The 13,057-nt window shown below is 62.6% G+C and carries 10 protein-coding genes; 7 read left to right on the forward strand and 3 right to left on the reverse strand.

Translation table 11 applies throughout. From position 1 onward, the window contains the following. Positions 1 to 38 precede the first annotated feature (38 nt). Genes tssI through tssK form a run of 3 tightly spaced genes read right to left on the reverse strand, consistent with a single transcriptional unit; the run spans position 39 to position 5,986 of the window. Positions 39 to 3,851, reverse strand: coding sequence for a type VI secretion system tip protein TssI/VgrG (tssI, locus tag V3C40_RS24315; protein WP_331778735.1), 3,813 nt, complete (start codon positions 3,849 to 3,851; stop codon positions 39 to 41). Beyond that, on the reverse strand, positions 3,851 to 4,630 hold the full coding sequence (icmH, locus tag V3C40_RS24320; RefSeq protein ID WP_070304023.1) for a type IVB secretion system protein IcmH/DotU: 780 nt from the start codon (positions 4,628 to 4,630) through the stop codon (positions 3,851 to 3,853). The genes tssI and icmH overlap by 1 nt, the downstream gene beginning before the upstream one ends. 9 nt (positions 4,631 to 4,639) lie before the next feature. Further along, entirely contained in the window at positions 4,640 to 5,986 is a 1,347-nt protein-coding gene (gene tssK / locus V3C40_RS24325; RefSeq protein ID WP_331778736.1) for a type VI secretion system baseplate subunit TssK, read from the reverse strand. 359 nt (positions 5,987 to 6,345) lie between these two features. Between tssK and V3C40_RS24330 the strand changes: the two genes are divergently transcribed. From V3C40_RS24330 to tssG, 7 genes are all read left to right on the forward strand, one after another. After that, positions 6,346 to 6,927, forward strand: coding sequence for a tetratricopeptide repeat protein (locus V3C40_RS24330; protein WP_331778737.1), 582 nt, complete (start codon positions 6,346 to 6,348; stop codon positions 6,925 to 6,927). A gap of 69 nt (positions 6,928 to 6,996) precedes the next feature. Then, positions 6,997 to 7,506, forward strand: coding sequence for a type VI secretion system contractile sheath small subunit (gene tssB, locus V3C40_RS24335; RefSeq protein ID WP_034752195.1), 510 nt, complete (start codon positions 6,997 to 6,999; stop codon positions 7,504 to 7,506). Positions 7,507 to 7,510: 4 nt separating this feature from the next. Further along, the gene (gene tssC / locus V3C40_RS24340) at positions 7,511 to 8,995 is read left to right on the forward strand and encodes a type VI secretion system contractile sheath large subunit (protein WP_034752193.1); all 1,485 of its coding nucleotides are present in this window, start codon (positions 7,511 to 7,513) and stop codon (positions 8,993 to 8,995) included. A 29-nt stretch (positions 8,996 to 9,024) separates the two neighbouring features. Further along, positions 9,025 to 9,516 carry an Hcp family type VI secretion system effector gene (locus V3C40_RS24345; protein ID WP_034752191.1) on the forward strand — a complete coding sequence of 164 codons (492 nt, stop codon included), beginning with the start codon at positions 9,025 to 9,027 and terminating at the stop codon, positions 9,514 to 9,516. Positions 9,517 to 9,662: 146 nt separating this feature from the next. Beyond that, positions 9,663 to 10,151: a type VI secretion system baseplate subunit TssE gene (gene tssE / locus V3C40_RS24350; protein WP_034752188.1), complete on the forward strand. Its 489-nt coding sequence runs from the start codon at positions 9,663 to 9,665 to the stop codon at positions 10,149 to 10,151. 2 nt (positions 10,152 to 10,153) lie between these two features. Next, complete coding sequence (gene tssF, locus V3C40_RS24355) at positions 10,154 to 11,998, forward strand: type VI secretion system baseplate subunit TssF (protein ID WP_034752186.1); 1,845 nt, start codon at positions 10,154 to 10,156, stop codon at positions 11,996 to 11,998. After that, complete coding sequence (gene tssG / locus V3C40_RS24360) at positions 11,962 to 13,056, forward strand: type VI secretion system baseplate subunit TssG (protein WP_331778738.1); 1,095 nt, start codon at positions 11,962 to 11,964, stop codon at positions 13,054 to 13,056. The genes tssF and tssG overlap by 37 nt, the downstream gene beginning before the upstream one ends. Position 13,057: the final 1 nt, after the last annotated feature.

Here is a 13,057-nt window from a genome sequence, read left to right on the forward strand (position 1 = left end):
CAATGGTAGTGCCATCAGCATGGCATAGATAAGGAGGCTCAGACAATATCGCATCGTATTTTCCTGCCAATTTTTTTGCTCAATAATTCCTGCGCTTCAATCGCGATATTCCAGCCGTGGCGTTTCAGGATCAGCGCGCCTTCCGCATACGACATGATCGATTGCGTCAGGTCTTGCGGCGAGGTGCCGTTGACGTGGCAAACGATGGGCGCGTCGAGTGTGCCGTCCGGCTTGAAATAGCGTACCGTTTCTTCGAACTCCGTGTACGAGTATTCGTCGGGCATGCCGACGCAATGTCCGAATTCATGCGCATACGTGGTCAGTTCCGTTGCCAGCGACACGTTCATCACGTCGCCGGTCACGTTTTCGCGGTCATAGCGCTTGTGGATCTGCAGCGTGTAGTGCTGATTCTCGTCGACCCAGAGGACGCGGAAAACCACGGGCAGCACTTTTTGTCCGCATTGCGGATCATTGATTTCAAGCCGGAACTTGTTGTTCCAGTTGCCTTCGATGCCGGCCGTCGCGTTTTTCTGCGCCAGCGCCACCACGTAGGCGCGCTCCTTGACGCGCCGCGCCGCCGATTCCGTGCCCTTGTCGCTCTCTTCCAGCGCCTGTCCTGCGGCGTCCAGTACCGTGATGGCCTTGAAACGCACTTCCACCACCACCGGACCGTCCGATTTTGCCGGCACGTACAGCTTGAACCAGATCTTGTCCCTGTATTTGTGCGGCGTGCCGTCGTGCTGGTAAGGCTGCGCATAGCGGCCATACGAGGGACCGGCGATTTCCTTTTCGTAGTCCGCGATCCAGCAGGCCGGCAGCTTGACCAGCACTTCCTTGCGCCGTTTGTTGTCCACCGGCGTGGTGCTGGAGTCGCCTGCCGGCTTGTATTTCGGTTCCGGCGGGGTGCTGGTTCTGGCTGCCGGCTGCCCTGGCGAACCTGGTACCGGCGCCGGCGCTGAAGAGGGGGCAGGGTCGGGTGCCGATGCCGATGCCGAACCCTGGCCGCCCATCGTTTTCAGCAGCTCGATCACCAGCGCCTCGGCGGCGGCCGCTGCAATCACATGCGTCAAGCCCTTTTCGTCGGTCATGCCGCTCTCATAGCTGCCATCTTCGCGCTTGATGCGGTAGGGCTGGCGCGGCATCGGTTCGCCCGTGTCGCGGTCGCGCAGCACAAAGCCTTCGTCGAACAGCTTGATGCGCGTGTCCGGCAGCGCCGGCAGCACGCCGGCCGCGCTGGCGGCGCCGTTGAGCACGTGCTGGCCGCCCTTGACCGTGAAGTTGCCGGGACAGGTAAACGTGATATTGCCGCCTTCAAGCGTGATCGACGATTGCCCGGCCTGCAGCGTGATCTTTTGATTGGCCTTGATGTCGATGCAGTCGTTGACCGAGAGTACGGTAATGGCCTTGTCGGCCAGGATTTCCAGTTGTCCCGTATGCGCCTGCAGCGATACGGGGCCGTTGGCGGCAATCGCCTGGATGCCGCCGGTGTGGGTAAACAAGCCATGTGCACTGGCCGACACGGACGAATAAGTGTGGCCAGCCGTCATGTGCAAGTCCGACTGCGTCGTCCACTGCAGCTGCTGGGCGGCAAACAGTACGGTCGAGCCTGGCGTGGCCCAGTTGATGCTGGCAGGCGCTTCCATCACGACCAGCGGCTGGCCGAATTTTTCCACCGGCTGGTCGGCAGCCAGCTTGCGCTCGCCCGCGCTGGCCTTCAGCGCCTCCTGTCCGCCCACGCTGGCCTGGTATTTGCCATCTTGCTGGGGATCGATCTGCTTGATCAGGTCCAGCTGGGCCTGTTTCGCGTCCTGGCTGAACAGGGCGGTTTGTTGTTGCGCGGCCTCGGCCAACGACTTGTTCAGTTCGGCCGCGCCTTTTAGCTGGGCCAACGCTTCCGTGGTGTCGAGCTGGGTAGAGGCAATGCCCGCGCCAGTCTGTGCGCGGGCTGTGGTCGAGATGAGCACGCCTTCGCCGCCGCGCAGTACGGTCCAGGCGTCGGTGCGCAGTTCGAAACCGCTGCCGCGGTAACTGCCGCGCTGCGCCGTGTTGGGGCCTTGCTGTACCAGGTAACCGAGGTTCAGCTGCGTGGCCGCGCTGCTCGTCGCCAGGCGGGTGCGCAACTGGCCAGGCGTGTCGTCGATCACCCACTGGTTATAGCCGCCGCCATCGAAATTGTGGCTGTGGATGCCGGAAATCACGCCGGCGTGATTGACGTCCGAATCGACGCCGGCCGCATAGGGCGGCGTGTCGCTGCCGGTATAGAGCTGGGCCACTACCAGCGGACGGTCCATGTCGCCTTCGATGAAGTCGACCAGCACTTCGGTGCCGATGCGCGGCGTAAATTGCGAACCCCAGTTCGGGCCGGCCAAGGCTTCGGCAACGCGCACCCAGGTGCCTGACGCTTCGTTGCCGGGCGCGTTGCCTTGTTGATCCGTGTTGTGCGCCATGCCGCCGGGATTGGCGGCGGCGCCCCGTTGCCAGGCAAACTGGATGCGTATCTGATGGTCGCGCCCGGTGGTCGCCACGCTGTCGGGCAGGCCGACCACCAGCGCCGTTTGCGGCCCCAGCGCGCTGCTGGCCTGGCGCGCGGCGGTGGCGAGCGGCACGATGGCCACGCTGGTACGCGCGCAAGCGAAGGTATTGCGGTAGGTGCCCGCCTCGAGCTGGCCGGCGAGCAGGCTGGCGACATCGCCCAGGCTGGCCACTGTCGATAATTTCGACAAGAGCGTCGTCAGCGCGCCGCCAGCCGGGCCCAGGTTGTTGCGTGCCTCGTGCTCGACCCAGAGCACGGTGAACTGGTTGGCGCCACCGGCATACTGTTCGTGCTGCAGCAGCTCAAAGGCGTGGCCGGCCGCCATGCGCCGCACCGCGCCAGCGCCCGTGAACTGCTTGTTCTCCAGTTCCAGTGCCTGCAGCATGCGCAAGCCGTGCGGATCGGCGGCAGCACTGTCGGCATGGCGCCGTTCGCCGGACCCGTCGTACAGGGGCAGGGGCGGCAGCTCGCCCGCCTGCAGGCTCGAGCTGTGTTCGGCGGCCGGTGCCGCCAGTTGCTGCGGGTCCCAGCTGCTGATGCCGACCGCATTGGCCCGCACCTGGCGCCGCGCGCTGAAGCTGTCGATGGCGTCATCGGTATCGCTGGCGCGCACGCCGTGAAAGCGCAGGCCAGCCACGCCCGGCGTCGGCGGCGCGGCTGCCTTGCTGTCGAAAATCACCAGCTTGTGCTTGGCCTGCTGTGCGTTCTGTTGTTCGCCTTGTTGCGCCGCGCCATCGTCCTGCTCGTGCTCGAAGCGCCAGCTCAGGCCTTCGAAAGCGAGCACGCGGGTCAGGAAGTCCAGGTCGCTTTCGCGGTATTGGGTCCAGACGGGGCGCGGTGCCAGTTCCTGGCTGACATCGAATTCGAAGCGCACCTGCGGATAGTCGGCGAGCAGCTCCGTGATGAGGTCGCGCGCATTCTTGTCCTGGAAGATATAGCTGTCGCGGCGCAAGCCCAGCAAGGCCAAGGCAGGCTCGAGGCGCAGCCGGTAGCGCGCCACGCCGCCGTCGGCGCCGGCAAAGCCGCAGTCGGTGCACAGTCCGTGCCAGGCGCGCCAGCTGCCGTCGGGCTGCAGCAGCTTGAGCGTGATTTCCTCACCGAGAAAGCTGGCAAGGTCCAGGCCCGCCGCCGTGCTCAAGGCATCGACCTCGAAGCGGAACAGCTCGTTGACCGCTTCGCGGCCCCTCATGCGCTCGGCCATCAGCGATTCGGGCAGGTTCGATGCCTGCGCCGTGGCCAGCGTGATCAGCCGCGCATGCTGCGACAGGCCGGTGCCGAACACGCCCTGAGGAGCTTCTGTCGTTGCCGGGCCGCTCATTACGGCAACGTGATGGTCAGGTTGGCCGTGCGCGGCGCCAGCTTGACGATATCGCTGTAGGCGTTCATCTGCTGTTCGGTGTTTTTGGCCAGCATGGTGCGCAGGCCCAGGTAGCCCAGTGCGCAGATCAGCGCGAATACCGAGCACAGCACCCACAGCGGCACGTCGTTGCGCAACTTGTGCGCGATCTGGTCGGGGCGTTCCGCATGTGGCGCAAAGCCCGCCTTCTTGCCCTTCATCTGGGCGATCTCGTCACCCAGGCGGGCCGTCAGGTAGGCCAGTTTTTCCGAGCCTTCGAGGATGTAGCGACCCTGGAAACCCAGCAGCAGGCACATGTGGAACACTTCCAGCGCCTGCAGGTGCGCGCTGCCGCGCGCGCGCAGCGCTTCAAGGCGGATGAAGAAGTTCTCGCCGGCCAGCTGGTCGCCGAACAGCACCAGTTGCAGCGGGCGGCGCGCCCACTCGTCGCGGATGGCATAGGGCGAGCGCAGGATGATTTCGTCGACAGCCGCGCAAAATGCATACTTGGCCGCATCGATATCATCGGCCGAGGCGGCATGTTTTTTCGCCGCGTGCCCGAACTCGTCGAGAAACTGCGTCATCTTTCTGATGAAGTCGGCATTGTCTTGCGGGCCGCTGCCGTTTTTCAGCATGAACAGCGCGTAGAAACCGTCGTACATCAGGTCCGTCAGCGTGTGTTCGGTACCCGGGCCGGCCGGTACGCTCGATGCGTAAGCGGCGGAGCCGCCGGACATCAGGGAGGGGGCGTTTGCATTCATCGTTTATCTTCAGGAAGTGATGGCGACAAGTTCAAGTTTCAGATCCCGCATGCCGGACGGAACGTAGATGGAAATCGACTGGGCCTGCAGCATGCGGTCGTACATCTGGCCCTTCGCCTCAATGGTGAAGTAATAGGTATCGGGCCGCACCGGCACGGCGGCCGGCACTTGCGGCGTGTGCTGCAGGCGCACGCCGGGCAGGGCCGACAGCACGAATTTTTCCACATCGTCGGGTGCGCCGATCTTGAAGCGCAGCGGCACCACGTCCACCAGTTCCACGCCCGGCAAATCGGCCGAGACGCCCAGGTAAAACGCCGTCTTGTCGTCGATCTTGCCCGAATCGAGCTTGCCGTGATGGTAAGACGGCTTGACCTCGGTCAATGCAATGGCGAAATATTTTGAAGAGATCACCGTATCGAGCAGTTCGCGGATGATCGCGTGCAGCCGTGCGAACGACGGCCCGGGATCGGCATGCTGGTAGGCCGGCAGGTCGGCCAGCGCATGGGTTTTCGAGAACGTCATCAGCGCGCCGGCCAGCGCCAGCAGTGCTTCGTACAGGCGTTCCGGGTGCAGCGCCGGATGATGGAAATAATGACTGAGCGAGGCGAACGCCGAACTGGCCGTGTGCAGCAGCCAGAACGAGGACATGTCGCCGGAGCGAAATTCGATCACATTCTTGCTCGGTTCGCGGTGGTGGCCGTACAGGGCGTTGACCTTTGCCTGCAGCGCATCGATCAGGCGGCGCAGTTGCAGGAACAGCAGCGGGGCGCTGCGGATCGACAGGCTAGGCGGCACGAACGACGGGTCCGGCTCGAAGCCGCCGGTCGACAGGCGACGCAGGCGCAGCAATGGAAAATTCACATACGAATCGCGCGGTTCCGATTCGGCCACCAGGCGCAGCGATTTTTGCAGGTAGGCCAGTTCGGCCTGCGCCGCATGGGTGTACAGGTCGGGCGTTTCCAGGTTGGTCTGGCCGTAGCGCGCCGCACCGTTGGGCTGGTCGGGCGCGGCAAAGTTGCCGCCGAAATGCTTGAAGGCGGGCAGGGCGGCATAGAACGTGGCGGTTTGCTGCGATTGCAGCAGCTTGCTCAGGTCCAGGGCTTCGGGCAACTCATCGGCGCCGGGAGCGTTGTAGATTTCGCCGTCCTGGAACACCAGCGACAGTTCCAGCAGCCGCAGCGTGTTATTGCTCAGCGCATCGCGGTCGATCTGCACGTGGTTGACACCCCAGGCGTAGGGATGCAGCGCCTTGATGCTTTCGTGCAGGCGATGTTCATGGTACTGGTCTTGCTGCTGGAAGTGCTGGGGGCGCAGAAACAGACCTTCACCCCATAACAATTTGCTTGTAATGCTCATCGATTGCCCTTTTTTCCGAAGAAGTAAAAGCGCGGAGAACGCTGCCGCTCCCGGGTTCTTTTGAAGCGCGATCGGCGCCTTGCCGGAGCGTCCGATCATTCAATCTTTGCAATAGGAAATTATGTGCTTTTTTCGCAACTGCAACAACATTAACATTATCTTGAAGAAAGGTGCGTACGGTACGTTTCCCGCATGGTGCCTGCCTTTGCGGCCGGTTGAAATGTGAGTTTTCGCGTATTTTCTATTGAACGGAGTCAATATTAAATCCGTGTTAGTCTCGGCAAAAATACGAATTTGGCAACTATAAATTGCAAGTTTTTTAATGACCGCGTCATCTTTTTTTTGAGGGAAATCAGACCATGTCTCGCCAATTCACATTGCATTTGTTTGCCGCTGTTGCCTGCGCATTGACGCTCAGCGCCTGCAGCACCGCACCTGCGGTCAAGACGGCGCCGCCGCCGCCCTCGCTTGAGGAACTGATGGCCAAGGCGACCCAGGCCGCCAGTTCGGGCAACAACGAAGCGGCCATGGGTTTGTGGAAACAAGCCGCCGTCGAATTTCCAGCCGATAAGAATCCATGGGTTCGCATGGCGCAGACCCGCTATGAGGCGGGCCAGTACGGCGACGCCATCATCAATGCCCAGGAAGTGCTGGTGCGCGACCCGGCTGACAAGCTGGCCAACAGCGTCATTGCGATCAGCGGACTGCGCCTGTCGACGCGTGCATTGGCCGACTTGAGCCGCCAGAATAATCTGTCCGGCCCGCTGCGCACCGAATCGCAGGACCTGGCCAAGCTGCTGCGCGAAAGCCTGGGCGAAACCGTGCTGGTACCGGCCCCGGCCGCAGCGCAGGTACGCGACAAGCCGCCGGTGCGTTCGCAGCGCAAGGGACAGAGCAAGACTGCTGACAGCAGTGCCAATCCCTTCGATGGTTTGAAGTGAAGCTGAAGCAGTAAGGCGATCTACCAGGGGCATCGCGGATGCCGCCCATTACTCGTGAAGGGATGTGTCATGTCAAAAAAAGAAAGTGTTCAAAAACGCCTGCAAAAGGTCCGGCCGCCACGCGTGCAGATGACGTATGACGTGGAAATCGGCGATGCGATTGAAAACAAGGAGCTGCCCTTCGTGATGGGCGTCGTGGGCGACTTCGGCGGCAATTCCGAAGTCGAGCAAAAACGGCTGAAGGACCGCAAGTTCATCGGCATCGACCGCGACAATTTCGACGAAGTGCTCAAGGGTGTCGAGCCGCGCGCCGCGTTTGGCGTAGCCAACGAGCTCAGCGATGAGGGCGGCCAGCTGCGCGTCGACCTGCGCTTCAAGTCGCTCAACGACTTCCGTCCCGAGGCGGTGGTGGAACAGGTGGCACCGTTGCGCCGCCTGCTCGAGGCGCGTACCAAGCTGGCCGACCTGCGCAACAAGCTGGCCGGCAACGACAAACTGGAAGATATCCTGAACGACGTGCTCAACAGCACGGAGAAGCTGGCCCAGCTGGAACAACAATCCACCGCCAAGAAAGACTGATCCCATGTCCGCTCAACTGACCCCCGCGTCCGGCGCCGCCGCGACCACCGATATCGGCTTGCTCGACCAGATCGTCGAACAAAGCAAGGTCGCCAAATCCAGCGTCGAGCATGCACGCGCCAAAGACCTGATTTCAGAACTGGTCAGCCAGGTGATGGAGGGCACCGTGGTGGTGTCGAACAACCTGGCGGCCACCATCGATGCGCGCGTTGCCGAGCTGGACAGACTGATTTCACGCCAGCTCAGCGTCATCATGCATGCGCCCGAATTCCAGAAGCTGGAAAGCAGCTGGACGGGCCTGCATCACCTGGTCGACAACACGCCCACCGGCACCAACCTGAAGATCAAGCTGCTCAACGCCACCAAGCGCGAGCTGGTGCGCGATTTCCAGAGTGCGCTGGAATTCGACCAGTCGACCATGTTCAAGAAAGTGTATGAGGAAGAGTTCGGCACTTTCGGCGGCGCTCCGTTCGGCGCGCTGCTGGGCGACTTCGAGTTTACGCGCCAGCCCGAGGACATGTATTTCCTCGAACAGATGTCGCATGTGGCCGCTGCGGCCCACGCACCCTTCATTTCGGCCGCATCACCCGAACTGTTCGGTCTTGAAAGCTATGCCGACCTCGGCAAACCACGCGACCTGGCCAAGGTGTTCGACACGGTCGAATACGCGAAGTGGAAGTCGTTCCGCGAATCGGAAGATGCGCGCTACGTCGGCCTCACGCTGCCGCGCTACCTGGGGCGGCTGCCGTTCAACCCGGCCGATGGCGCCACCGTCGACGGTTTCAATTTCGTCGAGGACGTCGATGGCACCAACCACCAGAAATACCTGTGGTGCAATGCCGCCTATGCCTTCGGCGCCAAGCTGACGGCGGCTTTCGACGACTACGGCTGGTGCGCGGCGATCCGCGGCGTGGAAGGCGGCGGCCTGGTCGAAGACTTGCCGACGCATACCTTCAAGACCGACGAAGGCGAAGTGGCGCTGAAATGCCCGACCGAGATCGCGATTACCGACCGGCGCGAAAAAGAGTTGAGCGACCTGGGTTTCATTTCGCTGGTGCATTGCAAAAACACCGATTACGCGGCGTTCTTCGGCGCCCAGTCGGCGCAGAAGGCCAAGAAATACAACACCGATTCCGCCAATGCGAATGCGGTGCTGTCGTCGCAGCTGCAATACATCTTTGCCGTCTCGCGCATCGCCCATTACATGAAGGCGATGATGCGCGACAAGATCGGCAGCTTTGCCGCCGCGTCCAACGTCGAAGATTTCCTCAACCGCTGGCTGATGCAATATGTGCTGCTCGACGATAACGCCAGCCAGGAACAGAAGGCCCAGTTCCCGCTGCGCGAAGCGTCGGTGCAGGTGTCGGAAGTGCCGGGTCGTCCCGGCGTCTACCGCGCCATTTCCTTCCTGCGTCCCCATTTCCAGCTCGATGAGCTGTCCGTTTCACTCCGTTTGGTCGCGGAGCTGCCGCAATCGACCAAATCCTGATTTTTTCATCAACAACCGAAAGGAATGACATGGCAATCGACGTTTACTTGCAAATTGATGGTATCAAAGGCGAATCCACCGACACCTCCCATAAAGATTGGATCGAATGCAAGTCGGTCCAGTGGGAAGTGCTGCAGCCGAAGTCCGCCACCGCCTCGACCGGCGGCGGCCATACCGCCGAACGTACCGAGCACAAGGATATCGTGGTCGCCAAGCTGGCCGACCTCGCCACGCCTCTGCTGCTGCAAAATTGCTCATCCGGTAAAACGATCCCGAAAGCCAAGTTCGAATTCCTGCGCGCCGACGGCCAGGGCGAGCGCATCAAGTATTTCGAGATCGAGCTGGAAAACGTGCTGATCAGCAGCGTGGCGCCGTCCGTCGCCGCTGGCGACATCCTCGGCGAGAACGTGTCGATCAAGTATTCCAAGGTCAAGTGGAAATACACGCAGCAAAAAGTCGGTGGTGGCTCGGGCGGCAATACCTCTGGCGGTTGGGATCTGTCGGCCAACAAGACGATTTGATCGACAACGGCCCTTGCCGGATGACGCCGTTCCGGCTAGCCGCCGACGGTGACTCCGGCTTGTGCCTGCGTGACTGATGCTTCTGAATCAAAGGGCCGCCGCAGGCCGCCCTTTTGTTCCTTCCCACCGCCAACGACAGGATACCGATGAAGGGTTTTACGCCGGGGTTGTTCGACCGCCTGATGGACACGCCCGTCCAGGGCGCTTCCAGTAGCACCGTCTCGCGCCTGTCGCTGGAGGATTTGAAAGACACCGTGGCACGCGACCTGGAGGCGCTGCTCAACACGCGCACCGTGATACCGGAAGCGCTGCTGAAAAAATTTCCCGAATGCGGCCGTTCGATCGTCACCTACGGCCTCAATGATTTCGCCGGCCTGAGCTTGTCGAGTTCCGACGACCGCGCGTATATCTGCCAGTGCCTGGAAAAAGCCATCGCGCGCCATGAACCGCGCCTGCGCAGCGTGCGCGCTTCGCTGGAAATCCAGGAAGGCTCGATCAACCGCCTCAATTTCGCCATTACCGCGCTACTGGTGGTGCACTCGGCCCAGGAACCTGTCAACTTCGACGCCATCCTGCAGCCGTCCAGCCTGCATTACACGATCAGCAAGGCGCGCCGTACGGCGCAAGGAGCCTGAACTTGGAAGAATTATTGCCGTACTACGAACGTGAACTGGGTTTCCTGCGCCGCTATTCGCGCGAGTTTTCCGAGCGCTACCCGAAGATCGCGGGACGGCTGCTGATCGGCGGCGAAGTCTGCGAAGACCCGCATATCGAGCGCATGATCCAGTCCTTCGCGCTGCTCAATTCGCGCATCTCGAAACGCCTCGATGACGACTACCCGGAATTCACCGAGGCGCTGTTCGAGGTACTGTATCCGCATTACCTGCGGCCATTTCCTTCGTGTTCGATCGCACGCCTCGACTACAGCGGCGCGGCGGCGCAGCTGACGGCCGCCACCGAGATCGCGCGCGGCACCGAGCTGGCGACACGCCCCGTCAAGGGCGTCGCATGCACCTTCCGCACCGCGTATCCGGTCACCGTGGCGCCGCTGGCGCTGACGCATGCGGCGTTTGCCGCCATCATCGACGCGCCCGAGCAGGTGCAACTGCCGCCAAACGCCACTTCCAGCGTCAGCATCGTCCTCGAAGCGACCGCCGATCAGATCAGCCTGGCGCAACTGGGCGTCAAAAAGCTGCGCGTGTTCATCGACGGCGAACCGTCGTTTTGCGCGGCGCTGCGCGACGCGCTGTTCATGCGCACGGTCAAGGCCTATGTCGAAGCGGACGACGGCGGCCGCTGGAACGCGCTGGCGCAGCTCCCCGTCAGCACCGCCGGCTATGCCGAGGACGATGCGCTGATCCCGTTTTCGGCCCGTTCGCATCCGGCCTACCGGCTGCTGACCGAATATTTCTGCTTTCCCGAAAAATTCAATTTTTTCGACATCGACCTGGCCGCGCTGTGCGCGCCGCTGCCGTCCGGCTGCCGGCGCATCACCTTGCACCTGGCCCTGGCCGGCCTGCGCACCGATTCGAATACGGCGCGCATGCTGGGCACCATGACGACCAATAACCTGCTGCTGGGCTGCACGCCGGTGGTCAACCTGTTCCGCCAGCGCGGCGAGCCGATCCGGCTGACGCACACGGCCGCCAGCTATCCGGTGCTGGCCGATGCGCGCCGCGCCTATGCCTTCGAGGTGCAGGCCATCGAATCGGTCAAGCTGGTGCGCCAGACGCCGCAAGGGGAGTCGATCACCGAATTTCGCCCGTTCTATTCGCTGCGCCACGGCCAGATGCCGGCCAAGGACGGGCATTACTGGGTGATGCGGCGCGATGACACCGTCAGCGAAAAAAGCCCCGGCTACGAGACCGAGATTTCCATCGTCGACATCGATTTCGACCCGGCCGCGATCGAAACCGATACCCTGAGCCTCGAGTTGAGCTGCACCAACCGCGACTTGCCGGCGCAACTCACCTATGGCCTGCGCGGCGGCGACCTGTTCCTGGAAGGCGGATCGAGCGTGCGCAGCATCCACTTCTTGCGCAAACCGACGGAGTCGCACCGCTTCGAGCGGGGCCGCGGCGCGCACTGGCGCCTGATCTCGCACCTGTCGCTGAACCATCTGTCGCTGTCGGGCAGCGGCCTGGAAGCGTTCCAGGAAATGCTGACCCTGTATGACTTGCCCCGCTCGGCGGCCTCGCAACGGCAGATCAGCGGCATTGCCGCGATCGACCACAAGGCGGCCAACGCCTGGCTGCCCGGCAATCCCTTCGCCTGTCTGGTGCGCGGCCTTGAAGTGCGGCTGACGCTCGACGAGGAAGCTTTCGTGGGCAGCGGCATCCATGCGTTTGCCCATATCGTCGAGTGTTTTCTCGGCTTGTACGTGCATGCCAACAGTTTTACGCAACTGGTGGTGCTGTCGAAAAAATCGGGAGAGGAGTTGTTGCGATGCAAACCACGCAGCGGCGATTTGAGCCTAGTGTAATCGAGCGCCTGTTCGCCGAGCCTTACCGCTTCCAGTACTTCCAGGCGGTGCGCATGCTCGAAATCTGGCTGGTTCGCAACGGTATGGCGCGCGAGGGCGCGGTGGCCAACTACCTGCGCTTTCAAAATTCGGTGTCGCTCAATTTCGCGCCCAGCCAGCTTGAAGCCGTGCAGGCCGAACCGCGCGAGCTGGGCGCCCTGGCGGCCGACATGCGCGCGCTGGGCGAAGCTGTGCGGGGCGGCGGACTGAAATACGTGCGCATCACGCCGGCCTTCATGGGCTTTCTCGGCGTGGCCGGCGCGCTGCCCGCCCATTACACGGAACGCATCGCCGCGCACCAGCTGTACGAAAAGGACGAAGGACCGCGCGCTTTTCTCGACACTTTTTCCAGCCGCGCGCTGGCGCTGTTCTACGAAGCGTGGCGCAAGTACCGCCTGGAACTCAAATACCAGCTCGATGGCAGGGACAAATTCCTGCCGCTGCTGCTGTCGCTGGCGGGGCTGGGCCATGCGTCGCTGTGCCAGCGCCTGTACGACGATGGCGATGGCGTCCTCGACGAGTCGGTGGGATTTTTTGTCGCGGCCATGCGGCACCGGCCGCCATCGGCGGTGGCAATCGGCCAGGTATTGTCCGCGTATTTCGGCCAGAGCATCAAGGTGACCCAGTTTGTCGGCTGCTGGTACGACGTGCCGCGCGACCAGCAAAGCAGCCTCGGTGGCATGAACGCGATGCTGGGTTCGACGGCGCTGGTCGGCGCGCGCGTCTGGCAGCGCGATTTGCGCCTGCGGCTGGTGGTCGGGCCGCTGGCGCGTGCCCATTTCGACGCCTTCTTGCCGGGCGGGGCGGCCGCGCGCGCGCTGGAAAAAATGCTCACCATGTTTACCGGCCTGTGCCTCGAATACGAAGTGCAGCTGGTGCTGCGCGCCGAGGATGTGCATGGCGTCACCCTGGAGCAGCCGCGCAGCGGCGGGCGGCTGGGCTGGGACAGTTTCCTGATCACCGCCGGCGCCGCGCAGGACCGTGGCGACGTGCGCTACGAATTGCACACGCTGGCATGAA

The organism is Janthinobacterium sp. LS2A (assembly GCF_036543145.1).
In the GTDB taxonomy this organism is placed as follows: domain Bacteria; phylum Pseudomonadota; class Gammaproteobacteria; order Burkholderiales; family Burkholderiaceae_D; genus Janthinobacterium; species Janthinobacterium aestuarii.